Raw genomic sequence first — 25754 nt, forward strand, 5'->3', positions numbered from 1 at the left:
CGCCGGGCACGGTCAACTAGCGGACCCCGCCCGCAGAATCTGGATCGACCGGGCCATGACGGACACCTGCGCCCCCGCGGGCCACGTCTCGCCCCGGTAGGGCGCGCCGCGCGGCCCCTCGTCGGCGGTGTCGAGCACCACCTGCCACTTGGCGCCGAACTCCGCGTCCGGCAGCGTGAAGTCCATGTCCTCGTAGTGCGCGTTGATCAGCAGCAGGAACGAGTCGTCGCTGATCTTCTCGCCGCGCGGACCCGGCTCGGTGATCGCGTCCCCGTTGAGGTAGACGGCCAGCGACTTGGCGTACCCGAGCCGCCAGTCGGAGTCGCCCATCTCCCGGCCCGAGGGCGTGAGCCAGATGATGTCGCCCTTGCCGTCGCCGCCGGCCCGGCCGTGGAAGAACCGCCGCCGCCGGAACACCCGATGGTCGCGCCGCAGCCGCGACAGGTCCCGTACGAACTCCAGCAGGCCGCGCTCGGTCTCGGCGAGCGACCAGTCCACCCAGGAGATGGCGTTGTCCTGGCAGTAGGCGTTGTTGTTGCCCCGCTGCGTGCGCCCGAACTCGTCCCCGGCGAGCAGCATCGGCACCCCCTGCGACACGAACAGCGTGGTCAGGAGGTTGCGCCGCTGCCGCTCCCGCAGCCGGTTGATCGCCGGGTCGTCGGTCGGCCCCTCCGTGCCGCAGTTCCACGACCGGTTGTCGTCGGAGCCGTCGTTGTTGTCCTCGCCGTTCTCCAGGTTGTGCTTGTGGTTGTACGACACCAGGTCGGTGAGCGTGAACCCGTCGTGCGCGGTGACGAAGTTGATCGACGCCACCGGCCGCCGCCCCGAGGTCTCGTACAGGTCGGAGGAGCCGGTGAGCCGGGAGGCGAACTCCGGCATCGTGGAGGAGCTGCCGCGCCAGAAGTCGCGCACGGTGTCGCGGTACTTGCCGTTCCACTCGGTCCACAGCGGCGGGAAGTTGCCCACCTGGTAGCCGCCGGGCCCCACGTCCCACGGCTCGGCGATCAGCTTCACCTGCGAGATCACCGGGTCCTGCTGGATCAGGTCGAAGAACGCGCTCAGCCGGTCCACGTCGTGCAGCTCGCGGGCGAGCGCGGCGGCCAGGTCGAACCGGAAGCCGTCGACGCGCAGCTCCAGCACCCAGTAGCGCAGCGAGTCCATGATGAGCTGCAGCGCGTGCGGGGAGCGCACGTTGAGCGAGTTGCCGCAGCCGGTGTAGTCGAGGTTGTAGCGCTTGTCGGCGTCCTGCAGCCGGTAGTAGGCGCGGTTGTCGATGCCGCGGAACGACAGCGTCGGCCCCATGTGGTCGCCCTCGGCCGTGTGGTTGTAGACCACGTCGAGGATGACCTCGATGTCGGCGGCGTGCAGCGCCTTCACCATCGCCTTGAACTCCAGCACCTGCTGGCCGCGGTCCCCCGAGGAGCTGTAGGCGTTGTGCGGGGCCAGGTAGCAGATGGTGTTGTAGCCCCAGTAGTTCGTCAGCCCGCGCGCCACCAGCGCGTGCTCGGGGACGAACTGGTGCACCGGCATCAGCTCGACGGCGGTCACGCCCAGGCTGAGCAGGTGCTCGATCACCGCCGGGTGGCCGAGCCCGGCGTAGGTGCCGCGCTGGTCCTCGGGCACGTCCGGGTGGCGCATGGTGAGGCCGCGCACGTGCGCCTCGTAGATCACCGTCTCGTGGTACGGCGTGCGGGGCGGCCGGTCCGAGCCCCAGTCGAAGAACGGGTTCACCACCACGCTTTTGGGCATGTACGGCCCGCTGTCGTCGGTGTTGATCCGGTCCGGGTCGGTGAACCGGTAGGAGAACAGGGCCGGGTTCCAGGCGACGGCGCCCTCCACGGCCTTGCTGTAGGGGTCGAGCAGCAGCTTGGACGGGTTGCAGCGGTGCCCGGCGGCGGGGTCGTAGGGGCCGTGGACGCGGTAGCCGTACCGCTGACCGGGCATCACCCCCGGCAGGTACGCGTGCCAGACGAACGCGTCCACCTCGGGCAGTTCGACGCGGGTCTCGACGCCGTCGTCGTCGAACAGGCACAGCTCCACCCGCTCGGCGACCTCCGAGAACACCGAGAAGTTGGTGCCGACGCCATCCCAGGACGCGCCGAGGGGATAGGAGTCCCCGGGCCAGACCTCACGCATCAACTCTCATCGTCCTCGTACGACAGCCTTCGTGCTCCATGGTCTCCGACCACGATCTCACGGTCCAGTTCGGATGGCGGCGTGAGTAGGCGTGAGTATCGACGATGAGCGGCCATGATGCCAAAACGATCGCGTGTGACGGCTGGTTCGGCGACTGGGTTGGCTGCTGGGTTGGCGGACATCGGGGAGGACCCCGCAGGAGGCCGCCGGGGGAGCGCTCCCCGGCGACGGCCCCCGTGCGGTCTCAGCCGATCAGCTCGGCGTTGAGGGTGATCGTGGTGCCCGCGAGGGCCTTGCTCACCGGGCAGTTGGCCTTGGCCGTCTCGGCCGCCTGCTGGAAGTCGGCGGCGGAGATGCCCGGCACCTGGGCCCGCACCGAGATGACGATGCCGGTGATGCCCTCGCCCGGCTGGAACGTCACGTCGGCCTTGGTCTCGACGGTCTGCGGCGGGGTGCCCGCCTGCGCCAGGCCGTGCGACAGCGCCATGGAGAAGCAGGAGGAGTGCGCGGCGGCGATGAGTTCTTCGGGGCTGGTCTTGCCGTTGGCGGCCTCGGCCCGGGAGGGCCAGGAGACGTCGAAGACGCCGACGCCGGAGCTGTCGAGCGACACCGTGCCCGAGCCGTCGAGCAGCGCGCCCTTCCACTGGGTCGTCGCGGTACGAGTCGTAGCCATGAAAGCGATGTCCTTTCCATCGGAGTCTGCGGTCCTGCCGGACCGCCGGACCACACCGCCGAACATACGCGTCGCCGCCACCACGCGGGTCAGCCGACCCGCGCCTGACGGGACTGGTGCGCCCGGTGCTCCGCGCGGCCCAGGTCCCCCACGGTCGCGCGCAGCTTAAGAAAGGCTACCGATCTTTCCTGCTCCGGCGTGCGCGGCTCGGGCGGTTCCACGGTGATGTCGCCGGCGATCCGCCCGGGGCCGCTGGACGGCGCCGGCGCCCGCCCCCGGATGGCGTACGGCATCGGCGTTCAGATCGGAGTGTCCCACGGGCTCTTCCTTCGCGAACGCCTCACACAAACGCCTCACACAGGAGGCAGCCGATGTCGACTGTCTCCTGGGGCTTTTGTCCCGCCGTGGAACGGCCGAGGCCGCCTGCATCTCTCGGACCAGCCTGCCGCCGGGGGAGCGGAACCCTAGATGCTCCTCACCCGCTGGTGAGTCCCTTTCATCCTCCCTGTCTCTCGCGTGTAGCCGCTCGGCGACCCCTAGCAGCGCCCGCGCTCGATGATGGCGTCGAGGTCCACGCCCGACGGCAGCGTGCCGAAGGCGCGCCCCCAGTCGCCCGACAGCCGCGAGGCGCAGAACGCGTCGGCGACGGCCGCGGGGGCGTGCCGTACCAGCAGGGAGCCCTGCAGGACCAGCGTCATCTCCTCGGCGAGCCGGCGGGCCTCGGACTCGGTGGCGGAGGGCATCGACTTGCGCAGCCGGTCGGCGGCGTCGTCCAGGCGCGGGTCGGCGCCCCTGGCCTCGGCGATCTCGGCGAGGAAGGCGTCCACGGCCTCCGGCTCGCGGGCCATCGCGCGCAGCACGTCGAGCGCGGCGACGTTGCCCGAGCCCTCCCAGATGCCGTTGACCGGCGACTCGCGGAACAGTCGCGGCAGGCCGGACTCCTCCACGTACCCGTTGCCGCCCAGGCACTCCATCGCCTCGGCGGCGTGCATGGGGGCGCGCTTGCACACCCAGTACTTGGCGGCGGCCAGCGCGGTACGGCGGAACGCCCCCTCGCTGGAGTCGCCGCGGATCCCCCGGTCGGCGGCACCGGCGAGCCGCAGCATCAGCGTGGTCGCCGCCTCCGACTCCAGCACCAGGTCGGCGAGCACGTTGCGCATGAGCGGCTGCTCGATCAGCGGACGGCCGAAGGCGCGGCGGTGGGTGGCGTGGTGGACGGCCTGGACGACGCCCTGCCGCGCCTGCGCCGCCGAGCCGATCACGCAGTCGAGCCGGGTCATGTTCACCATCTCGATGATGGTGCGCACGCCGCGCCCCTCCTCGCCGACCAGGTGGGCGATCGCGCGATCGTACTCGACCTCGGCCGAGGCGTTGGACCGGTTGCCGAGCTTGTCCTTCAGCCGCATCAGCCGCATCGCGTTGCGGGTGCCGTCGGGCAGCACCCGGGGCAGCAGGAAGCACGACAGCCCGCCCGGGGCCTGGGCGAGCACGAGGAACGCGTCGCACATTGGGGCCGAATTGAACCATTTGTGGCCGGTGATGGCGTACGTGCCGTCGCCGAGCGGCTCGGCGATCGTCGTGTTGGCGCGTACGTCGGAGCCGCCCTGCTTCTCCGTCATCGCCATCCCGGCGAGCACGCCCCGCTTGCGGGACAGCGGGCGCAGGCCGAAGTCGTAGACGCGCGAGGCGAGCAGCGGCTCCCACTCGGCGGCGAGCGCCGGGGTGTGCCGCAGCGCGGCGACGGCCGCGTACGTCATCGAGATCGGGCAGTGGTGGCCGAACTCGACCTGCGACCACACGTAGAACTTGGCGGCGCGGGCGACGTGCGCCCCCGGCCGGGCCGAGGCCCACGGCGCGGCGTGCAGCCCGTGCCCGACCGCGACCGTCATCAGCTCGTGCCAGGCCGGGTGGAACTCGACCTCGTCGATGCGGTTGCCGTACCGGTCGTGGGTGCGCAGCACCGGCGGGTGCTCGTTGGCGAGCCGTCCCCACTCCTGGGCCTTCTCGGTGCCCGCGAGGATGCCGAGGCGGTGCAGCTCGCCGGTGGCCCAGTCGGCGCCCTCCCGGGCCAGCCCGTCGAGCAGCGCGGCGTCGGCGGAGACGTCGTGCCCGGCGAGCGGAGGGACCTGGTTGAACACCTCGTGGGTGGCGCGTCCGGGCACGGCCTCGGGGGAGCCTCGCAGCCCCGGTCCCCTTGACTCGGTGGCCTCGCTGCGCTGATCGGTGGGCTGATCGGTGGGCTCGGTGATTCGCGCATTTCGCTCACTCACGGGGCCTCCATTGGCGTCGAGTGGCAATTCCTGACCGCTTTTCATAATCCATCTCAACATTGCGGGCGAATAGTGCGATGCTCGGGTCGAGGCTCGGGTCGCGCGTACCGATGGCCACGGGAGTGTGGAGACCAGTGGAGTCACTCGAAGCGACCGACGACAGGGTGCTGCACCAGCGCGTCGTCGGCGGGGACGAGTCCGCCCTGGAGGATGTGTACGACCGCTACTCGGCCCTGCTGTTCGGCCTGGCGGCGCGCGTCACCCGCGACCGCGCCGTCGCCGAGGACATCCTCCAGGAGGTGCTGGTCACGTTCTGGGAGCGGCCGCTCGCCTACGACCCGGACCGGGGCACGCTGCGCGCCTGGCTCACCACGATCACGCACCGCAGGGCGGTGGACCACGTGCGCTCCGAGGAGCGCCGGAAGGTCTCGGCCGTGGGGCCCCGGCTCGTCGAGCCGGAGCCGGCGGGGGTGGCCGAGGAGGTGGTGGACGCCGACGAGGTCGCCCGGGTGCGCGAGGCCGTCGCCAAGCTGCCCGACGGCTTGCGGCAGGCCATCGAGCTCGCGTATTACGGTGGCCGGACCTACCGGCAGGTGGCGGACGAGCTGGAACTGCCGGAGGGGACGGCGAAGTCGCGCATCCGGCTCGGCTTACGAAGACTCGCCGAAGCGTTGGCCGAGGAGGGAGGTGCGAGACCGTGACGAGTGGCGGGCATGACGACGGGGCGTCCCTCGATCGCGCGCTGCGACGCCTCTACCTGGACGCGCTCGCGGAGGGCGACGGACCCGACGGCGGGGGATATGGAGGCGGGGGATACGGCGGCCTGCTCGGCGACCTGACCTCCGAGGCCGGTCTCGACGACCGCGGCCACGGCGGCGAAGCGGACGCTCGCGGGCCGGGCCGGGCGGTGGACGGTCGCCTCTCCGGCGCCGGGCTCGGCGTCCCCGCGCCCGGCGGGCTGGGCGAGCCGGGGTCCGGCGGGGCGTCCAACGGCGGCGGGCCGAGATCCCGGCTGCTCGGCGCGGCCCGCGCCCGGCGCCGTCCCGCGGCCGTGGTCAGCGGGTACGGCGCGCCGTACGCGGCGCGGGTGGCCGCCTTGGACGCGTTGCTGGCCGGCGCGCGGGAGGACGACTGGTCCACGGTGATCGTCGAGGGCTGGACGCTGCACGAGCTGGTGGCCCACCTGATGGCGACCGACAGCCTGGTCGCGGCGGCCGTGGGCGCGCCGGTGGCAGGGCCGCCGCTCACCGCCAACGACACGCTCGGCCGTACCGCCGAGATGCAGGCGTACCAGCGCGAGCGAGAACCGGAGCGGACCCGCGCCGAGTGGCGCGAGCAGGCGGACGCGATCTGCCGCACGATCGCCGCGATCGAGCCGGACCGCGCGGTGGACCCGGGTGGCATGAGGCTGCCGATCAGTGACCACATGCTGGCCCGGACGCTGGAGACGTGGATCCACACCGACGACGCGGCCCGGCGGATCGGGCTGAACCTGCCGCTCCCGGTGGCCGAGCACATCAACCCGATGGCCGACCTGTGCGCGCGGCTGGTGCCGTGGACGATGCTGCTGTCCGGGATGACGCCGCCGGAGGGCGCGTCGGTGCGGGTGACCATGACCGGTCCGGGCGGGGGGACCTGGCACGTGCCGCTGGACGTGGCCCGCCCGGCGTTCCGCGACGGGACCACCCCGGCGGACGCCGAGATCACCTGCGACGTGGTGGACCTGTGCTTCCTGTTCGGCGGGCGGCGCGACCCGGCCCGGTTCGACGCCGAGATCGGCGGGGACGCCGGGCTGGCCCGGCAGGTGATCACCGCGGCCCCCGCGCTCTCCGGGCCGTGACGGAGGCTCGACCTGGAGTGCCAGGGACGATTCCTCCTTACGAAGGATCGGATATCCCTCGATGAGGACATAAATTGTGGACATGAATGACCCGGGTGAGCTGAGAGTCTCGGACGCCGAGCGTGAGGCCGTCGTCGAGCGCCTGCGGGAGGCGTCGGTCGAGGGGCGGCTGACCCTCGCCGAACTGACCGAGCGCACGGAGGCGGCCTATCTGGCCGTCACCTACGGCGAGCTGGCCCAGGTGACCGCCGACCTGCCCGGCCCCGGCCCGGCGAGCGGCGTCGGCGTGAGCCCCGTCCCGCCCCCGCGGCCGCCCGCGCAGGCCGAGGGGAAGAAGCGCCGGTGGTTCGTCGCCGTCATGGGCGACACCAAGCGCCGCGGCAAGTGGCGCGTGGACGGGGAGATCGGCGGCGCCGCCGTCATGGGCGACGTCACGCTCGACCTGCGCGAGGCCGAGGTACGCGGCAACGAGATCGACATCATGGCGGTCTCGGTGATGGGCGACGTGAAGATCATCGTGCCGGACGGCGTGGACGTCGACCTCAGCGGCGTCACCATCATGGGGGACAAGAAGATCAGGGTGCAGGAGGCGCCGCCGGGTCAGAACGTTCCCGTGGTGCGGGTGCGCGCGTACGCGATCATGGGCGATGTGAAGATCATCGGCGACTCGCACGCCGACCCCATCCGCCGCGGGTGGTTCGCCTGGAGCGACTGGTGGCTGGAGCGCCGCGCCCAGAAGGCCGGGCAGAGCCCGGACGCGCTCGGCCACTCGCTCGGCCTGCCTCCGCACGGGATGCGCGACCTGCACCGCTACACCAAGGAGCAGATGCGGGAGGTCAAGCGGGAGATCGGCCGGCAGGTGCGCGACGTCAAGCGGCAGGCGCGGGACATCGGCCGTGGCCACCTGCCGCCGCCTCCGCCCCCACCTCCGCCGCCCCCGTATCCGCACCGGTGAGGGCGGGGGCATCCACGACCAAGCCCGGCCCGGAGGCGGGCCGGCGCGTCAGGCCGGCATCGACAGCCAGTGGGCGGCGAGGGCCTGGTCGTAGCGTTCGAGCACGATCTCGGCCAGTTCGGGCGCGGCCCCGAGCACGCCGGACACCGTCCGCGCGCCCGCGCCGAGGGCGTCCTCGCGTACCCGGTCGGCGAAGTACCCGGGGGCGAGCAGGTACGGCGCGACCACCACGCGCGGCGCTCCGGCCCGCAGCAGCCGGGCCACCTCCTCGCCGGGCTTCGGCGCGGACGCCGACGCGTACGCGGCCGTCACCGCCCACCAGCCGCGCTCGCAGGCCCAGCGCCGGGCGAGCCGCGCCACCACCTGGTTGGCCCGCCGGTCGCTCGACCCCGCCGACACCAGCACCACCGCGGTCCGGCGCACGGCCTCGGGGTCCTCGACCGGCACCCCGGCCTCGGCGAGGCGGCGCTCCAGCGCCCGGGTGAGCAGCGGGTGCGGCCCGAGCGTCGCCCCGTAGCGGATCCGGGGGCCCCTGATCTCGCGCAGCACGCCCGGAATGTCCACCCGGCTGTGGTAGGCCTCGGTCAGCAGCAGCGGCAGCACCACCGCCGACGCCAGCCCCGCCAGCGCCTGCGGCAGCGTGGGCGCGGCGTGGTCGAGGTAGGCGGGGCGGACCGGCAGGCCGGGGCGCGCGAGCCGTACCGACTCGAGCAGCTCCCGGACGGTCGCGGCCGCGCGCGGGTCGCGGGACCCGTGCGCGACGGCGATCAGGGGCACGCTCATACGTGCAGACCGCACTCGATCTTGCCGAGCCCGGCCCACCGGCCGCTGCGCGGGTCCTCCCCTTCGAGCACCTGCCGGGTGCACGGCGCGCAGCCGATCGACGGGTAGTTGTCGTAGTGCAGCGGGTTGACCAGCACCCCGTTGTCGGCGATGTAGTTGTCGACGTCCTCCTGCGTCCACCGCGCGATCGGGTTCACCTTGACCATCTGCCGCTTGGCGTCCCACTCCACGACCTTCACGTTCGCCCGGGTCGGCGCCTCGTCGCGGCGGATGCCGGAGATCCACGCCAGGTACGGCTCGAGCGCCCGGTTGAGCGGCTCCACCTTGCGCAGGTAGCAGCACAGGTCGGGGTTGCGCCCGAACAGCCGCGGCCCGAGGTCGCGCTCCTGCTCGGCCACGGTACGGCTCGGCCGCACGTCGATCACGCTGACGTCGTAGACCTGCCGGACCGCGTCCCGGGTGCCGATCGTCTCGGCGAAGTGGTACCCGGTGTCGATGAACAGCACGTCACAGCCCGGCTTGACCCGGCTGACCAGGTCGATGAGGAGCGCGTCGCTCATCGAGGAGGTCAGGCAGAGACGGTCGCCGAAGGTGGCCGCGGCCCATCGGATGATCTCGAGTGCCGAGGCGTCCTCAAGGAAGGTGGCGGCGGACTCGACGATGTCGCGCAGGTCGAACGCCTCGCGGTCGGCGTTCAGTCCCGCTTCGATCTCCACCAGGGTCATGTCGGGTTACTCCTCATTCGTCGTGCGTCAGGGGGAATCCGCCGGGGCGCTCGGCGGTGGACTCGTGCGGATGTCATGGACGGGCTCGTGGTTGCGAGGGGCCGCAGGGTCACGTGCGGACCCCGATGCCGAGGAACTTGAGCCGGAAGGCGCGGGCGCAGGAGCGGCAGTACCAGCCGCCGTCGCCCTCGTACGGCTCCAGGTCCTCCTCGCCGCAGTAGGGGCAGTGGAACGGCACGGCGCGTTCGCTCATCGCAGGTCGGCCTCGTCGGCGCGGCGGACCCACTCGGCGAACGTCTCGCCCTCGGCCCGCTGCTTGTCGAAGTTGCGCAGCACCCGCTCGACGTAGTCGGGCAGGGCGGCGGCCGTGGTCTTCAGGCCCCGGACCTTGCGGCCGAACCCGGAGTCGACGCCGAGCGAGCCGCCGAGGTGGATCTGGAAGCCCTCGACCTGCCGGCCCTCGTCGTCGACGACGAGCTGGCCCTTGAGGCCGATGTCGGCGGTCTGGATGCGGGCGCAGGAGTTCGGGCAGCCGTTGACGTTGATCGTGAGCGGCTCGGCGAAGCCGGGCAGGCGGCGCTCCAGCTCGTCGATGAGGTTGCTCGCGGTGTTCTTGGTCTCGACGATGGCGAGCTTGCAGTACTCGATGCCGGTGCAGGCCATCGTCTGGCGGCGGAAGGTGCCGGGCCGTACCTGCAGGTCGGCCGCCTCCAGGTCGGCGACGAGCCCGTCCACCTCCTCGGGGGCGACGTCGAGGATGACCATCTTCTGCTCGACGGTGGTACGCACCCGGCGCGAGCCGTGCCGCTCGGCGATGTCGGCGATCGTGTGCAGTTTGTCGGCGTTGAGGCGGCCGACCTTGGGGGCGAAGCCGACGTAGAAGTTGCCGTCCTTCTGCCGGTGTACGCCCACGTGGTCGCGGCGGCCGCCCCGGGGCGGCTCGGGGGCGGGGCCGTCGGGCAGCGCGTACCCGAGGTACTCCCGCTCCAGCACCTCGCGGAACCGCTCCACGCCCCAGTCGTTGACGAGGAACTTGATGCGGGCGCGGTGCCGCAGCCGGCGGTAGCCGTAGTCGCGGAAGATGCCGGCCACCCCGGCCCAGACCTCGTGCACCCGCTCGGGGGCGACGAAGGCGCCGAGCCGCTTGGCGAGCATCGGGTTGGTGGACAGGCCGCCGCCCACCCACAGGTCGAAGCCGCGCTCGCCGTCGGCGTTGACGACGCCGGTGAACGCCACGTCGTTGATCTCGTGCACGGTGCAGTGCGCCGGGCAGCCGCTGATCGCGGTCTTGAACTTGCGCGGCAGGTTGGAGAACGCCTTGTCGCCGATGTAGCGGGCGGCGACGTCGGCGATCTGCGCGGTGGCGTCGATCACCTCGCCCTCGTCGATGCCGGCGAGCGGACAGCCGAGGATGACGCGCGGGGTGTCGCCGCACGCCTCGGTGGTGCTGAGGCCGACCTCCTCCAGCATCCGCCAGATCTCCGGCACCGACTCGATCTCCACCCAGTGGAGCTGGATGTTCTGCCGGTCGGTGACGTCGGCGGTGCCGCGGGCGTACCGGCGGGAGATCTCGGCGATGGTGCGCAGCTGGTCGACGGTGAGCCGGCCGCCGTCGATGCGGACGCGGAGCATGAAGTAGCGGTCGTCGAGCTCCTCCGGCTCCAGGATCGCCGTCTTGCCGCCGTCGATGCCGGGGCGGCGCTGGGTGTACAGGCCGTACCAGCGGAACCGGCCGCGCAGGTCGGCGGGGTCGATGGAGTCGAAGCCGCGCTTGGCGTAGATGTCGATGATGCGCTGCCGGACGTTGAGCCCGTCGTCGTTCTTCTTGTTCTCCTCGTTCTTGTTCAGCGGCTCTCGGTATCCGAGCGCCCACTGACCCTCGCCTCTCGGGCGCTTGTGGTGACGATTGGCAGGCCTTGCCGGGGTTGTCATGGCGCGTCCTTCTCCGGGGTTGATGTCCGGTTTTGTTGGCGCGCGGCTCGTCTGGCCTCCCGGCTCACCGTTGAGTCCGGGGGCGGAAGAGGGCATGAAAAAAGACGCCTGCCACGCGCCCAAGGTCACAGATGGGCGACGGTCAACGGGCGTCGATACAGATCGCGCTGCGGACGCGCAGGAAATCGACGTGACGTCGCACGACGAGCAGCGGGTCCACTGGCATGTCTTCGACGATACCCGGCGCCTTGAGGATCTCCAACGAAGGGTCCACACTCTGGACACCGAACGACGCTCGGTTACGCTTGGACGATCCGCTCAACCGGATCCGCGCAACCTGCCGGGGAGGGCATGTGGCCGTCTCGATGCCGGAGCTGATCGAGGATCTGCGGGCCGAGACCCGCGACCTGACGGTCATGGTCGAGCCCCTCGACGAGGCGGGCTGGCGCACGCCGACGCCCGCCGAGGGCTGGTCGGTACGCGACCAGCTCGCGCACCTGGCGTGGTTCGACGAGTCGGCGACGACCGCGGCGACCGACCCCGACGGCTTCCGCGCGGGGCTCGCCGCGATGGCCGACCGGCTGGAGACCGCCGTGGACGACCTCGTCGCGGAGTCCCGCTCGCTCACCGGCGCGCAGGTGTTCGCGTGGTTCCTGCGGGCGCGCGAGCGCAGCCTGGAGGTGTTCGCGGGGCTGGAGCCCCGGGCGCGGCTGCCCTGGTACGGCCCGGACATGTCGGCGGCCTCCTTCGTCACCGCGCGGCTCATGGAGACCTGGGCCCACGGTCAGGACGTGGCCGACGCGCTGGGCGTGACGCGCGTGCCGACGGCCCGGCTGCGGCACGTGGCGATGCTGGGCGTGCGGGCCCTGCCGTACGGCTTCGCCGTACGCGGGCTGCCGATCCCGGCCGACCCGGTGCGGGTGGAGCTGACCCTCCCCGACGGCGGCCCGTGGAGCGCGGGCGACCCCGCCGCCGCCGACGTGGTCCGCGGCCCGGCCCTCGACTTCTGCCTGCTGGTCACCCAGCGCCGCCACCTCGCCGACACCGCCCTGGAGGTGACCGGCCCGACCGCCCGCGCGTGGATGAACGTCGCCCAGGCCTTCGCCGGCCCTCCCGGCAAGGGCCGCGCGCCCCTGGGCTGAGCACCCCTCAAGCACCCCTCAAGGACCCCCTCAAGCATCCCCTCAAGCACCCCCTCAAGGACCCCTCGCGCGGCTGACGCGTCCCCGGCCGCCTCCGCTCCGGGGCGGAAATTTTGCCGTGTTTTTCCAATTCGGCGAGCCGCCGAGGCGGAAACTCATCCAACGCGGGCCGCCGCCCGTATTGTTGTCGTGATACCTCCCTGACTATCCGGTGCATCATCGGGTAGGCGTCAGGAGAAACCGCTTTTCGGTGTCAGGGCACCGAGACTGGGCGAATACGGTTGGGTGCCATGACGTCCACGGACGCGCCGTCGCGTACCACCAAGACGGGTTCCGGCGTCGGCGCGCGGAAGGGGGCCGCGCGCGATCGCCGCGAAAGGGCGCGCAAACTGGCCCGCACGCCAAGGCACCTGACCCGGCTGGGCATGGCGCGGGCGCGAGCCGGACGCGACTGGATCCGCTCCACCAGCGCCTGGGCGCTGGCCAAGGCGACCACGCTCGCGGGCGTCAACTACCGGGTGACCGGGCTGGCGGGCGAGGCCGCCTTCTTCGCGCTGCTGTCGCTGCCGCCGTTCATGCTCGGCCTGATCGGCGTCATGGGCCACCTGAGCGGCCTGCTCGGCGAGCGGACCGTGACCGACATCCGGCAGTGGGTGATCGACCAGGCGGGCCTGCTGTTCACCGGCGACACCGTGCAGACCGTGGTGCTGCCGCTGCTCGACGACGTGTTACGCGGCGGTCAGGCGTCGCTGATCTCGGTCGGCTTCCTGCTGTCGCTGTGGTCGGGGTCGCGGGCGCTGTTCGTGTACGTGGACCTCATCGCGATCGCGTACGGCCTGGGCGAGACGCGGGGGATCATCCGCACCCGCCTGATGTCCTTCGGCCTGTACGTCGCCGCCCTGATGGTGGGCCTGGTGGTGATGCCCATCCTGGTGATCGGCCCCACCCTGCTGTCGCAGGCGCTGCGCGGCTACGAGGTGGTCGTGGCCATCTTCTACTGGCCGGTGGTGATCATCGGCTCGGTGCTCATGCTGAGCGTGCTCTACCACGTCAGCGTGCCGCTGCGGACCCGCTGGTGGCGCGAGATCCCGGGCGCGGTGCTCGCCCTGATCATCTGGATCCTGTGCGCGGCCGTGCTGCGGGAGGTGCTCGCCGCCTGGTTCGCGCCGCTGTCCATCTACGGCTCGCTGGCCGCGCCCATCGCCGTGCTGCTGTGGCTCTACATCACCGCCCTCGCCGTGCTCATCGGCGCCACCCTCAACGCCGAGGTGGACCGGCTGTGGCCGCTCGAAGGATCGGCCCGCGCCGAACCGGCGACCCCGTCGGCCGCCTCCGCCACAGCGCCCAAAGAGGAGAAAACAGCAGGTAAACATGTTGAGCGGCGACGTAAAGGATGGTTCTGGAGGAAATAGGCGATAGGCCCGCCAATGGGGCGGCGACCCGCCGGGAATGGTGATAACGCATGGCGTTCGGTCACCCTCCTTCCGCTAACCTCTAAGGGTCGCGACTGGCGCTGACGTGCCCCCGCGGGCGCGTCGCAAGGTGGGTCACCACCGGGGAGCGGATCATGTGGTGGCCGAGCGCCTGGGTCACCACGGCGGTAGACGAGGACGAGGAAGGCGCAGTGGCTGAGAAATCCCTTTCGACGGTGGATCCGGAGATCGCCGAGCTGATCAAGGCGGAGGAGCGGCGCCAGGCCGACACCGTCAAGCTCATCCCATCGGAGAACTACGTCTCGCGGGCCGTGCTCGAGGCCACCGGGACGGTGCTGACCAACAAGTACTCCGAGGGCTATCCCGGGCGGCGCTACTACGAGGGCCAGCAGGTCATCGACCAGATCGAGACCATCGCCATCGAGCGGGCCAAGGCCCTGTTCGGGGTGAACCACGCCAACGTGCAGCCGTACTCCGGGTCGCCCGCCAACCTCGCCGTCTACGCGGCGTTCCTGTCGCCCGGCGACACGGTGATGGGCATGGGCCTGCCGTTCGGCGGCCACCTCACCCACGGCTGGTCGGTCTCGGTCACCGGCAAGTGGTTCACCCCGGTCCGGTACGGCGTGCGCCGCGACACCGGCCGCATCGACATGGACGAGGTCCGCGAGCTGGCCCTGCGGCACCGGCCCAAGCTGATCTTCGCGGGCGGCACCGCGATCCCGCGTACCATCGACTTCCCGGCGTTCGCCGAGATCGCCCGCGAGGTCGGCGCGGTCCTCGCCGCCGACATCGCCCACATCGCGGGCCTCGTCGCGGGCGGCGCGCACCCCTCGCCGGTCGGCCACGCCGACGTCATCTCCACCACCACGCACAAGACGCTGCGCGGCCCGCGCGGCGCGATGGTGATGGCGACGTCCGACGAGCACGCCGCCGCGCTGAACAAGGCCGTCTTCCCCGGCCTGCAGGGCGGCCCGCACAACCACACCACCGCCGCCATCGCCGTCGCGCTCAAGGAGGCCGCGACCGAGGACTTCCGGGCCTACGCCCACCAGGTGGTCGCCAACGCCCGCACCCTCGCCGACGAGCTGCTCGCCCGCGGCTTCGAGCTGGTCTCCGGCGGCACCGACAACCACCTCATCCTCATCGACCTGACCTCCAAGGGCGTGGCCGGCAAGCCCGCCGCCCAGGCCCTGGACCGGGCGGGCCTTGAGACCAACTACAACACCGTGCCGTTCGACCCGCGCAAGCCGTTCGACCCCTCGGGCCTGCGCATCGGCACCCCCTCGGTGACCAGCCGCGGCATGGGCGAGGCCGAGATGCGGCAGATCGCCGCCTGGATGGACGAGGTCGTCACCGCCCTGGCCAAGGGCGACGCCGAGGAGACCATCACCCGGGTGCACGGCGAGGTGAGCGCCCTCACCGGCCGCTTCCCCACCCCCGGCCTCGACGGCTGAGCCGCCGCGCGCACCGACGGCTCGCCCCGGCGGTCGTGAACGCCTCCGCGCGCTCACGACCGCCGGTGACACGACCGCCGGTAATTGCGTTGCGGCCTCGGTGCGGCTGGGCTAGCGTTCCTGTTGTCGTCCGGGAGGCGGACGCGGAGATCTGAGTGGAGGTGAGGACCTATGCGGGCCGTGCTCGGCATGCCCGAACGTCCTCTTAACTTCCCGGGTGTCCGCTTGAGCTGAAATCCGCGAGACACCCGGTTACCCGAAGGGTGTCCTGCGTTGACCACTCCTGGTCTTGATCTTCGTACTCTCGGCTGGAACGACTCTCTCGCCGCCGAGCTTCCCGCCGGGACCGTCCCGGCCCGCGTGGCCCGCATCGACCGCGGGAATGCCGAGGTGATCGCCGCCGACGGTCACCGCCGCGTGCGATTCGGCGCCCGGGTGCGCCGGGCCGCCGCCGACGACCCGGTCGCGCTCCCGTGCGTGGGCGACTGGGCCGCGCTCGCCCCGCTGCCCGGCGGGGACGTCCACGGCGTCGACCTCCAGTTGCAGGAGGTGCTGCCGAGGCGCACCGCCATCGTCCGGGGCGGCGTCGCGCGCGACTCGCGCGGCGGTCTGTCCGGCGACTCCAAGGGGCAGGTGCTCGCCGCCAACGTCGATGTGGTCTTCGTCGCCGAGCCCGCCCGGCACGGCGCCGACCGAGCCGACCTCGGCCGCGTCGAGCGGCTGCTCGCCCTCGCCTGGGAGAGCGGCGGCACCCCGGTCGTGCTGATCACCAAATCCGACCTCGCGGGCGACGATCTCCCCGCGCTGCTGACGGATTTCGCCCTCGCCGCGCCCGGCGTGGACGTGCACCCCGTCTTCGCCCTGGCCCGCGAGGGCGTGGACGGCGAGGGCGTGGACGGCGAGGGGGTGGACATCGTGCGAGGGTACCTCGACGGCTTCCGCACCGCCGTCGTGCTCGGCCCGTCCGGCGCCGGCAAGTCCACCCTCGTCAACGCCCTGGCGGGGGAGACGGTCATGCCCACCCAGCAGGTCCGCGCGGGTGACGGGCGCGGCCGCCACACGACCGTGCACCGGGAGCTCATCACGCTGCCCGGCGGCGGGCTGATCATCGACACGCCCGGCATCCGCCGGGTGGGCCTGTACGAGATGGGGGAGGGCGTCGATCTCGTCTTCACCGACATCGACGAGCTGGCCGAGCAGTGCCGGTTCTCCGACTGCTCCCACGAGAGCGAGCCCGGCTGCGCCGTCCTCGCCGCCGTGGACGCGGGCGACCTTCCCGAGCGCCGGCTGGCGAGCTGGCGCAAGCTCCAGCGGGAGGCCGCCTGGATGGCGAGCCGTACCGACGCCCGGCTGCGCAGCGAGCAGACCCGCAGGTGGAAGGTGATCGAGAAGGCGATGCGGGGCCGCTACCGTCCCTGAAGCCCCCCTGATCGCCTTCTGATCGGCCTCTGCTCGGCTTCGCGCCACGCCTTATGAGCCCGGCTTCACGGCCCCGCGTCCGTGAAGCCGGGCGGGGGTCTAACGAGCTGCCGGGACGCTGCCCGCGACGCGCGCCGACGAGACCACCCGTGCCTATGCGGCGGCCTTCTTCGACCGGCGTCTCAGATCGCGGCCACGGCCTCTGCCGGACAAGCCGTCGCCACGGTATCCGGAGGTCAGGTTCTGCCCGGCGGCCTGCGGTCCCTCCTGAGACGCGCGCCCCTCCGGATGCCGGTACCGGGCGTGGCCGGGCGGCAGGTGGCCGGTATGACCGACAAGGGCGTTGTTCTGGTTGCTCCGGGCCGTTTCTGATCGGTCGTAGGATGGTATGAACAGTTCGACCGGCTATCAGATGGCGATTTGACCAGATTGTTGCGATAGAGGGGAGGAACCTCAGAGTGAGGCGAGGTGATGCGGGCAGACAAAAGTGATCATGTGGCCGCCGCGTCGCCGGGACAGCGACGCAACAGCCACATGACCACAGGTGGGTGGGTGCCGGGGGTTGGAATCAGGCAGCGCTGATGCCCGCGCTCGCGGCGCGGCGCATGCGACGCCGGCGCTCGGAAGCACGCTCGTCCTCGTTGAGGCCGCCCCATGTGCCGTACTTCTCCGGCCGCGAAAGGGCGTAGTCAAGGCATTCGACGCGGACGGGGCACTGGGCGCAGATGGCCTTGGCCTTGCGCTCGCGCACGTCGCGCTCGGGCTGACGCTCGCCGTCGGGCCCGAAGAAAAGCACAAGGTCCTCTCCCCGGCACGCGGCGTCATCCTGCCATCCCCAACTGGGGCGGGGGCGGGCGATCTGCCGACGTACCTGAGACATGAGACAACCACCTTAGGTTGAGAGGTATTTCGTATTTGTGCCGCATTGGAGCTTACTGGCGTCCCTGTTTCCAACGCCGGAATTAGCCGCGATGTTCCCCGCTCCGTGAGGAGCCACAGGCCAGGGCGTACCGGTCAGACGTAAGCCTGTCCAGCGAAGCCAGCCGGTAGGTGGTGATCGTGTCGGCGCAAGCCATCCCGCACGGTGGGGTGAACACCGTGCGTTCGACCACGACCCGATACCGCACGCCGCCACCGAAGACAACGGTCTCGGTGACGTCGCCGTCCGACCTGGAGGATTCCACGGCCACTCCGCCGACCGAGAGCTCACCCGTAAGGGAACGGACGAAGTGCTCGGCGGCCTGCAATGGCTCAGGGATGCCTGCGCGTCCCCGGAAACGATCGAGAACGATCTCGCCGCGCCGGTACGCGCTCGCCGCCGCGATCGCAGCAGCCTGAGACATGCTGCCGTAGTAAAGCCCGTGTGGCAAGCATACGAGGTTGGCGGCGTATCGATCGCCGCCAACATGTGACGTTTCCCATACCCTGTCCGGCAGTTCTGCGGCCAGTGCCCTCGCCAGCGGGAGTCCAATGCGGGCACAGCACGCGTTGCGCTTGGCGTGCGTGCAGACCAGGAATACCGGCTCGCTCACCAGTATGCAGGACTCCGGAACCACTCCGCGCACGAGAGCGCCCAGGTCAAGATCCATAGGGTCCTCGAACGACCCCTCCGCGACCCACGGATCCTCGCCCGTCGCGTACGCGACCAGCACATGCAAACGCCCGCCGTCGCCGCGACCGCCGCCCCCCGACACCGGCCCCGCGACATCGTCCGCTCTGCGCGAACGCCGCTCCCCAGGCCGCCGAATCAACTGCGTCCGCACGCCGAACTCCTCCGCCCGGCGCACCAGCGCGGCCAGCCGCTCGGGCAGCGCGCACTCCGCCAAGGTCCGCGCCCACGGCCCGGCATGCTCGATCAGCAGCCAGAACCGTGCCCCGACCGTGGCGCTGGCGAAGAGCGGCACATCTCCCGTGTGGCACCCGGCCGGGTGCGCACAGCCCCTCGCCCTCGGCGCGCTCTCGAACACAAGCCTCCCCCGAACCCTCGACCTCTTAGGTAAGCCTAATCTAACGGCTCCGCTCGGTTTCTGCCCGGCCTCCGCCCAAAGACACGCCCCCGCCACGCTCAAGTCACATCCGGCAATCCCGTCGCGATCCCTCGAAGGGGCGCTGATCGGACAAGTCACCCCGCTCGCGCCGTGACCGCCTACCCCACGAGCGCCGACAAACGCCTCAGCACCTGCGAATGCGGCGGAAGCCGGGCTCTTGGGGAGGGTGGGACAGCCGTTGGTGCTGGGAGCGGTCAGGCGTTTCGGACGGTGTGCAGGCGTTGCATAGGGGGGCTGGGGGAAGGCCGACGGCGGCGGCCGGGGCGTGGGTTTGGTGTGCATGGGGCGAGCGGGGCCCGGAGTGCGGTGGTGTGGGCGGCGGCCGGGGTTCGGGTGCGTGGTAAGGCGTTGGGCAGGGGGCCGGTACGTGGGTCGGGGAAGGCCGAGTGGCGGCGGACGGGGCGTGGGTTTGGTGTGCATGGGGCGAGCGGGGTCCGGAGTGCGGTGGTGTGGGCGGCGGCCGGGGTTCGGGTGCGTGCGTGGTGAAGGCGTTGAGCGGAGGGCCGGTACACGGGCAGGGGAGAGCCGACAGCGGAGGCCGGGCCTCGGGGCTGGGGGTAGGGGCCGGGCGGGCGTCGGCGGTCAGGGCCTCGGGGTGGTGGTGAAGGCGTCGAGCAGGGACTGGAACGCCGGTCGTGCGGCCTCGGCGTCGGCCGGGATCAGGGCGATGCGGGTGCGGCGCTCCAGGAGGTCGGTCGCATCCATGGCGCCCTCGTGGCGTATCGCCCAGACGACCTCGGCTCCGGTGACGTCCGACACGTCGGGGGCGACGGGCCGGGCCAGGTCCGGGTCCTCGTCGGCGAGCGCTAGCACGGCGGCGGCCTCCTGCCCGTACAGGGCGGTCAGCCGGGCGGGGATACGCCGCACCGCCGTGGCCGCGCGCCGCGGGTCGGAGGACCCCGCCGGGGCCCCGACGAGCGGCAGTCGCGCCGTACGGCTCGGCGGTGCCTGAGGGCAGGCGGCATCCACCGCATCCTCGGCCATCCTGCGATACGTCGTGAGTTTTCCTCCGACGATCGTGATGACGCCGTCGCGGGAGCGCAGCACGGCGTGCCTGCGGGACAGATCGGCGGTGCTGGAAGCCCCGGCCGGGCGGGGGCCGGTCGGCGCGGAGTCCAGAAGGGGACGCAGCCCCGCGAACGCCCCCGCGACCTGATCGCGCCGCACCGGCTCCGCGAGAACGGTCCCCAGGACGTCCAGGAGGAACGTCACGTCCCTCTCGGGCACCTCCGGGACATCCGGCACCGGTTCGTCGATCGGCTCGTCCGTGAGGCCCACGTAGACGCGCCCGTCGTCCTGCGGCAGCACGAGCACGAACCGGTTGGCGTGCCCGGGGATCGGTACGTGCATGCTCGTCCGCAGATCTCCCAGGGTCCCGGGCCGCAGCACGAGGTGGCTGCCCCGCGACGGCCGCAGCGGCACCGACGGAACCAGTCCGCCCGCCCACACCCCCGTGGCGTTGATCACCGCCCGCGCCTTGACGGTGAAGGTGCCCCCGCGCCACTCGTCCCGAACCAGGGCGCCGTCGCCGGTCAGCTCCAGGGCCCGGCACCGGGTGAGGATCCGCGCGCCGTGGGCTGCGGCCGTACGGGCGATCGCCACGACGAGGCGGGCGTCGTCCACGACCCGTCCGTCCCAGGACACCAGCCCGCCGCGCAAGCCGTGCGGATCCAGCGCCGGGGCGAGCGCGAGCGCCCGGCCCGGCGATACCCGCGCCGGTCCCGGCAGCAGCCGCCGCGACGTCCACGCCGAGGCCCGCAGCGCGTCCCCGAGCCGATACCCGAGCATCACCGTCGCCGCCGACGTCCGCGGCACCCTGCGCGTCAGCGGCAGCATGTACGGCTGCGCCCGCACCAGGTGCGGCGCCGTACGCGCCATCAGCACGCCGCGCTCCACGGCGCTCTCCCGGGCCACCCCGACCTGCCCCTTGGCCAGGTACCGCAGCCCGCCGTGGATCATCTTCGAGCTCCACCGCGACGTGCCGAAGGCGAGGTCGTGCGCGTCGATCGCGGCCACCGACAGCCCGCGCGAGGCGGCGTCCAACGCGGCCCCGGCGCCGGTGGCCCCCAGGCCCACCACCAGCACGTCCACCACCGTGCCCGCGCGCAGCTCGTCGAGCTCGCGGTCACGCCGCGCCGCGTTGAGGGAGGAGCCCGGCATGACCTGCCGGGAAGCGGCACCGGAAGATCCCGGAGGGAGGCCGGGTATGGACTCGGTCATGGGCGGCCTCAATTCCGGTGACGGCGTGGGCTGGTGTGCTTCAGGAACACAAACCCCAGACTATTAAGAATGTCCGATTCGCACCCCCGTGTCGTGGATCAACCCAACCTGCGGAACGGCGACGTCCGAATCGCCCCGAACGTCTTGAACCTGCCGTCGCGGCAGGTCCTACGGTCGCAGGCATGACCGAGAACGAGGGCGGCGAGCGCCGCCACACCATCGGGGACGTGGCCAGGGCCACCGGGATCAGCGTCCGCACCCTCCACCACTACGACGACATCGGCTTGGTGACGGCGGGCGAGCGGACGCCGTCCGGACACCGCCGCTACACCGAGGACGATCTGCGCAAGGTGCACCGGATACGCGCCTTGCGCAATCTGGGCCTGTCGCTGGAGGACATCGCGAGCGTGTTCTCCGAGCCGCCAGGCGACCTGACCACCCTGCGCGACCTGCTCGACGTGCGCCTCGCCGAGATCGAGCTCGGCATCGCCCGCCTGATGCAGGTGAAGGAGCAGATCACCGGTCTGCTGGCGTTGACGGACCGGCCGGACGCGCCGGACTCCGAGCGGCTCCTGGCCGGTCTTGAGTCGATGTCGGTGTACGCCACCTACTTCACCCAGGACATGCGGGACGAACTGGCCCGGCGACGGGCCGCGCTAGGCGAGGAGACGCTGACGGGCCTCCGGGACGAGTGGCTTGAGCTGATGCGCGAGACCCGCGACCACGCCCAGGCCGACACTCCCGTGACCGACCCGCAGATTCAATCCCTCCTGACCCGCTGGGACGCGTTGACCACCCGCCTGCGCGCTGACGGGCACGACGACGAGCGGCTCGAAGCCGCGGGCCGGGCATTCTGGCGTGACTACGCCACAGAGATCAGCGAGAGCGTCGCCGCCCAGACTCCCGGCCTGGCCCCGGAACACCTCAAGGCGGTCATGGAGTACCTGGGCAGGGCACGCCGGGGAAGCGGCCCCGAGCGGAGCGCCCCTCCGGAGGCCGGCATATCGGCGTGACGCGGCTGGCCGAGGTGTCCGCCAAGGCGGCCGTGGGTGCCTAGGCGGGGCGCGTCGCGGCTGGCCGAGGCGTCCTCAAAGCGGTCGTGGGTGCCTGGGCAGGTACGCCGGGTGGTCGGCCCGAGCAGTGTGTCCCTCCGGGGGCCGGCGTATCGGCGTGACCGGGCTGGCCGAGGTGTCCTTCAAGGTGGTCGTGTGGTGCCTGGACGGGGCGTGCCGGGGCTCTGAGCGGACTGCCTCCCCGGTCGGCGTATCGGCGCGATGCGGTCGGCCGGGGAGCGTCACGATCGACGGAGTGGTGTGCGCCGAGAGGGGGACGCCGGGGGCGGCGGTGAGGTGGCGTGACACAGTGTGGGGCGTGGAAGTTCCGGAGATCGAGCCAGAGCCCATGTTGTGGTCCGGGTGGGGAGATCCCGCCAAGGCGGTGACGCTGCCTGAGCCGGTGGTGCGGCTGCTGCGCGACGCGCTCGGGGTACGTGAGCCGGCACACGGGCCGGCCGCCTTCGAGGAGGTGCGACTGCCCGTCCCGGCGCTGCCGCAGCCCGTGCTGGCCGAGCTGGAGGCGGTTACCGGGGCGAAGCGGGTGCGGACGGACGACGACGCCCGTATCCGGCACACTCGGGGCAAGTCCACTCCCGACCTGCTGCTGATGCGGGCCGGTGACGCCTCCGACGCGCCCGACGCGGTGGTGCTGCCCGGCTCGCACGAGCAGGTGCTCGACGTGCTGAGGGTCTGCGCGGCGCACCGGGTGGCGGTGGTGCCGTTCGGGGGCGGCACCTCGGTGGTGGGCGGGCTGGTGGCGTCCCGCACGGGGTTCGCCGGGGTGGTCGCGCTCGACGTGAGGCTGCTCAACCGCCTGGTGGCCGTGGACGCCGAGTCGATGACGGCGGAGCTGCAGCCGGGACTGCGGGCGCCGCAGGCCGAGCGGCTGCTCGCCGCCCACGGGCTGACGCTCGGGCACTTCCCCCAGTCGTACGAGTACGCCACGCTGGGCGGCTTCGCGGCGGCGAGGTCCAGCGGGCAGGCCTCGGCCGGATATGGGCGCTTCGACGACATGGTGATGGGCCTGACGGTGGCGACGCCGTCGGGGACGCTGTCCCTGGGCCGGGCGCCCAAGTCGGCCGCGGGGCCGGACCTGCGGCAGCTCGTGCTGGGCTCGGAGGGCGCGTTCGGCGTGATCACCTCGCTGCGGCTGCGGGTGCGTCCGGTGCCGGGGGCGCGGGCGTACGAGGGGTGGCGGTTCGGGTCGTTCGCGGCGGGGATGGCGGCGCTGCGGCGGCTGGTCCAGGACGACGGGCCGAGCCCGACGGTGCTGCGGCTGTCCGACGAGACCGAGACGATGATCGGCCTGGCGCGGCCGGACGAGATCGGGGCGGCGGGCGGGTCGGGGTGCCTGGTGGTGGCCGGGTACGAGGGCACCGAGGGGCATGTGGCGCGGGCGCGGGAGCACGCCGCCGCCGTGCTGGCCGAGGCGGGGGGCGAGCACCTCGGGCCGGAGCCGGGGGAGGGGTGGGCGAAGGGCCGCTTCGGGGCGCCGTATCTGCGAGACGCCCTGCTGTCCCACGGGGCGACCGTGGAGACGCTGGAGACCGCCGGGTTCTGGTCGGACCTGCCCCGGCTGTACGAGGCCGTGCGCGGGGCGCTCACCGCGGCCCTGAGCGATCGGACCACGCCGCTGGTGATGTGTCACGTCTCGCACGTGTACCCGACCGGGGCCTCGCTGTACTTCACGGTGGCGACCGCGCAGAGCGGGGACCCGGTGGCCCAGTGGGAGACGGCCAAACGCGCCGCGAACGAGGCGATTCTGCGTGCCGGAGGCACGATCTCTCATCATCACGGGGTGGGTCGTGATCATCGTGAGGCGTACGCGGAGGAGATCGGCGAGCTGGGCGTGGAGATCCTGCGGGCGGTCAAGCGGCGGCTGGATCCGGCCGGGATACTCAACCCCGGTGTTCTGATCCCTTGAGGGGCTTGCCCTTTGAGGTCCGATCGCTTGGTGGGTCGGCGGACGTCCTGCCGTCGGCGGTTTGTGTCCGCCTCCCCGCCCGGCGGCCCCTCGATCAATTCGGTTGATCTTCCGCCTTGGCGCGAGATGCGGGACAAGATTGATTCATGGTCGATGTCGCCAATGCCGCAGAGCGCGGCAGGCAGGTCTCGTCGCGGAAATCGGAGAAGGGAGCCGGGTGGGAATGCGACCAGATCGGCACGTTTGCCGAGCTTGTCCTGAATCGTCATAGCTTCACCTGGCTGAACCCCAAGACGCTGTGGCGCTCCCGCAACGAGATCCTCGCCCTGCTGTTCGGCGACCCGTCCAATGACGCGCGCCGCCGCTGGATGGCCGCGCTGCGCGAGCGCGACCCCGGCGAGGTGGATCTCAGGATCGATCACCGTGATCTCGGCGACACCTACTCGTTCCTGGTCCTCGGCGACACCGGTGAGGGGGACTTCTCGCAGTACGCGGTGGTGCCCGGGTTGCTCAAACTGGGCGAAGGCACCGGGTTCGCGGTCATCGCCAGCGATGTGATCTATCCGACCGGATCCGGCAACGAGTACGAGGACAAGTTCTTCCGGCCGTACCAGGAGTATCAAGCGCCGATCTACGCCGTTCCCGGCAACCACGACTGGTATGACGGGCTCGGCGGCTTCATGCGCGTGTTCTGCGGCCTGCCGACCGTCGACGGGCTGTCGCCGGGCGGGCTGCGCGGCCTGCTGTGGCGCAAGCCGGAGAAGATCGACGAGGCGAGGCTGGCCGAGGCGATGACCCGGCGCTCCCGCCCGGAGCAGGTCTCACGGCAGCCGGGGCCGTACTGGATGATCGAACTGGCGAACCTGCTCGTGGTCGCCATCGACACCGGCATCACCAACGGCATCGACGCCGATCAAGGCGCCTGGCTGCGTCGCGTGTCGGCCGATCCCCGGCCCAAGGTGCTGATCACGGGCAAGCCGATCTACGTGAACAACGAGTACCACCCCTGCCCGATCGAGGGCGGCGGCACCGTGGACGAGATCGTGCGCGACCCGGCGCATCGGTACGTCGCCGCGATCGGCGGCGACGTGCACAACTACCAGCGCTACCCGGTGCGGGTGGGGGACCGCACCATCCAGTACATCGTCTCGGGCGGCGGCGGCGCCTTCACCCACGCCACCCACACGATTCCGCGTGTGGACGTGGCCGGCGTACCCGAGGACTCGTTCAAGTGCTACCCGCTGCGCGGCGACTCCCTGTCGTTCTACAGCCTCCAGTACAGCAGGCGGCTGCGGATGCGCTGGCTCTACCTCACTCCCGAGGAAAGCCTGGCGATCATGTCGGCCCGGATCGGCAACAATCCGCCCCGGCCCACCGACGCCGGCCCCCGCATCACCCGCCGCATGCGCTGGGCCGCCCGCCTCCTCGGCATCTGGCCCTTCCCGTTCCACCTCCCCGTCGGGAAGTTCTTCCACCGGTACGTCTCGGAACTGAACGACTGGGACACCCCGCCGTTCTTCAAGAGCTTCCTGCACCTGTCGGTGACCCCGGAGGAACTACGCATCCGCTGCTTCGCCGCCACCGGCTGCCTTGCCCAGGAACTTGAGCCCCCGATGGAGGACGATGTGGGCATCCCCCTCACGACCTCATAGGAGGCGTCGGGGGTTGTAGGGGCGCTGAGGGAAGCCATCGACGAACGGTACCGGCGCTGTTGAGCCTGTCGAGAACTCTGCGAGCGGGTGGCG

21 protein-coding genes and 1 riboswitch are annotated in these 25754 nt (G+C 71.7%); of the genes, 10 read left to right on the forward strand and 11 right to left on the reverse strand.

The features are described 5' to 3' along the window. Positions 1 to 12: 12 nt before the first annotated feature. From glgX to AB0K60_RS02205, 4 genes are all read right to left on the reverse strand, one after another. Positions 13 to 2136 (reverse strand): glycogen debranching protein GlgX, encoded by a 2124-nt coding sequence (gene glgX / locus AB0K60_RS02190; protein WP_364047600.1) that lies wholly within the window; start codon positions 2134 to 2136, stop codon positions 13 to 15. Positions 2137 to 2380: 244 nt separating this feature from the next. Beyond that, on the reverse strand, positions 2381 to 2809 hold the full coding sequence (locus AB0K60_RS02195; RefSeq protein ID WP_364047602.1) for an OsmC family protein: 429 nt from the start codon (positions 2807 to 2809) through the stop codon (positions 2381 to 2383). 89 nt (positions 2810 to 2898) lie between these two features. Beyond that, positions 2899 to 3102: a hypothetical protein gene (locus AB0K60_RS02200; protein WP_364047603.1), complete on the reverse strand. Its 204-nt coding sequence runs from the start codon at positions 3100 to 3102 to the stop codon at positions 2899 to 2901. 243 nt (positions 3103 to 3345) lie between these two features. Then, the gene (locus AB0K60_RS02205; RefSeq protein ID WP_364048139.1) at positions 3346 to 4971 is read right to left on the reverse strand and encodes an isovaleryl-CoA dehydrogenase; all 1626 of its coding nucleotides are present in this window, start codon (positions 4969 to 4971) and stop codon (positions 3346 to 3348) included. A gap of 242 nt (positions 4972 to 5213) precedes the next feature. Between AB0K60_RS02205 and AB0K60_RS02210 the strand changes: the two genes are divergently transcribed. The 3 genes from AB0K60_RS02210 to AB0K60_RS02220 all read left to right on the forward strand — a co-directional run bounded on the left by AB0K60_RS02210 (position 5214) and on the right by AB0K60_RS02220 (position 7874). Next, positions 5214 to 5780, forward strand: coding sequence for a sigma-70 family RNA polymerase sigma factor (locus tag AB0K60_RS02210; protein WP_364047605.1), 567 nt, complete (start codon positions 5214 to 5216; stop codon positions 5778 to 5780). Continuing rightward, the gene (locus AB0K60_RS02215; RefSeq protein WP_364047607.1) at positions 5777 to 6919 is read left to right on the forward strand and encodes a maleylpyruvate isomerase family mycothiol-dependent enzyme; all 1143 of its coding nucleotides are present in this window, start codon (positions 5777 to 5779) and stop codon (positions 6917 to 6919) included. The genes AB0K60_RS02210 and AB0K60_RS02215 overlap by 4 nt, the downstream gene beginning before the upstream one ends. Before the next feature lie 82 nt (positions 6920 to 7001). Beyond that, positions 7002 to 7874, forward strand: a complete 873-nt coding sequence (locus AB0K60_RS02220; RefSeq protein WP_364047609.1) for a DUF1707 domain-containing protein — start codon at positions 7002 to 7004, stop codon at positions 7872 to 7874. Positions 7875 to 7922: 48 nt separating this feature from the next. On the opposite strand, the gene AB0K60_RS02225 is transcribed toward AB0K60_RS02220, so the two are convergent. From AB0K60_RS02225 to AB0K60_RS02240, 4 genes are all read right to left on the reverse strand, one after another. Further along, on the reverse strand, positions 7923 to 8657 hold the full coding sequence (locus AB0K60_RS02225; protein WP_364047611.1) for a sirohydrochlorin chelatase: 735 nt from the start codon (positions 8655 to 8657) through the stop codon (positions 7923 to 7925). Continuing rightward, positions 8654 to 9382, reverse strand: a complete 729-nt coding sequence (locus AB0K60_RS02230) for a phosphoadenylyl-sulfate reductase (protein ID WP_364047613.1) — start codon at positions 9380 to 9382, stop codon at positions 8654 to 8656. Before AB0K60_RS02230 ends, AB0K60_RS02225 begins: the two co-directional genes overlap by 4 nt. Positions 9383 to 9491: 109 nt before the next feature. Beyond that, positions 9492 to 9635, reverse strand: a complete 144-nt coding sequence (locus tag AB0K60_RS02235) for an Insertion element protein (RefSeq protein WP_364047614.1) — start codon at positions 9633 to 9635, stop codon at positions 9492 to 9494. Further along, positions 9632 to 11314, reverse strand: coding sequence for a nitrite/sulfite reductase (locus tag AB0K60_RS02240; protein ID WP_364047616.1), 1683 nt, complete (start codon positions 11312 to 11314; stop codon positions 9632 to 9634). Before AB0K60_RS02240 ends, AB0K60_RS02235 begins: the two co-directional genes overlap by 4 nt. Positions 11315 to 11667: 353 nt before the next feature. On the opposite strand from AB0K60_RS02240, the gene AB0K60_RS02245 reads away from it, so the two are divergent. The 4 genes from AB0K60_RS02245 to rsgA all read left to right on the forward strand — a co-directional run bounded on the left by AB0K60_RS02245 (position 11668) and on the right by rsgA (position 16762). Next, entirely contained in the window at positions 11668 to 12456 is a 789-nt protein-coding gene (locus AB0K60_RS02245; RefSeq protein WP_364047618.1) for a TIGR03084 family metal-binding protein, read from the forward strand. 290 nt (positions 12457 to 12746) lie between these two features. Further along, positions 12747 to 13868, forward strand: a complete 1122-nt coding sequence (locus AB0K60_RS02250; RefSeq protein ID WP_364047620.1) for a YihY/virulence factor BrkB family protein — start codon at positions 12747 to 12749, stop codon at positions 13866 to 13868. 81 nt (positions 13869 to 13949) lie between these two features. Continuing rightward, a riboswitch (ZMP/ZTP riboswitch) is annotated at positions 13950 to 14053 on the forward strand. 27 nt (positions 14054 to 14080) lie between these two features. After that, entirely contained in the window at positions 14081 to 15343 is a 1263-nt protein-coding gene (glyA, locus tag AB0K60_RS02255) for a serine hydroxymethyltransferase (RefSeq protein ID WP_364047622.1), read from the forward strand. A 273-nt stretch (positions 15344 to 15616) separates the two neighbouring features. Next, positions 15617 to 16762 (forward strand): ribosome small subunit-dependent GTPase A, encoded by a 1146-nt coding sequence (rsgA, locus tag AB0K60_RS02260; protein WP_364047624.1) that lies wholly within the window; start codon positions 15617 to 15619, stop codon positions 16760 to 16762. A 568-nt stretch (positions 16763 to 17330) separates the two neighbouring features. Here rsgA and AB0K60_RS02265 read toward each other — a convergent pair. The 3 genes from AB0K60_RS02265 to AB0K60_RS02275 form a co-directional block, all read right to left on the reverse strand. Next, entirely contained in the window at positions 17331 to 17642 is a 312-nt protein-coding gene (locus tag AB0K60_RS02265; protein WP_364047626.1) for a WhiB family transcriptional regulator, read from the reverse strand. Between the two features lie 82 nt (positions 17643 to 17724). After that, on the reverse strand, positions 17725 to 18666 hold the full coding sequence (locus tag AB0K60_RS02270) for a sucrase ferredoxin (protein WP_364047628.1): 942 nt from the start codon (positions 18664 to 18666) through the stop codon (positions 17725 to 17727). Between the two features lie 726 nt (positions 18667 to 19392). Next, complete coding sequence (locus AB0K60_RS02275; RefSeq protein WP_364048141.1) at positions 19393 to 20970, reverse strand: glycerol-3-phosphate dehydrogenase/oxidase; 1578 nt, start codon at positions 20968 to 20970, stop codon at positions 19393 to 19395. Between the two features lie 242 nt (positions 20971 to 21212). Between AB0K60_RS02275 and AB0K60_RS02280 the strand changes: the two genes are divergently transcribed. From AB0K60_RS02280 to AB0K60_RS02290, 3 genes are all read left to right on the forward strand, one after another. Beyond that, positions 21213 to 22043, forward strand: coding sequence for a MerR family transcriptional regulator (locus AB0K60_RS02280; protein WP_364047630.1), 831 nt, complete (start codon positions 21213 to 21215; stop codon positions 22041 to 22043). Positions 22044 to 22431: 388 nt separating this feature from the next. After that, positions 22432 to 24009: an FAD-binding oxidoreductase gene (locus tag AB0K60_RS02285; RefSeq protein ID WP_364048143.1), complete on the forward strand. Its 1578-nt coding sequence runs from the start codon at positions 22432 to 22434 to the stop codon at positions 24007 to 24009. 146 nt (positions 24010 to 24155) lie between these two features. Further along, entirely contained in the window at positions 24156 to 25661 is a 1506-nt protein-coding gene (locus AB0K60_RS02290; RefSeq protein ID WP_364047632.1) for a metallophosphoesterase, read from the forward strand. Positions 25662 to 25754: the final 93 nt, after the last annotated feature.

The sequence above is a fragment of the Thermopolyspora sp. NPDC052614 genome, assembly GCF_040678635.1.
Classification (GTDB): Bacteria; Actinomycetota; Actinomycetes; order Streptosporangiales; family Streptosporangiaceae; genus Thermopolyspora.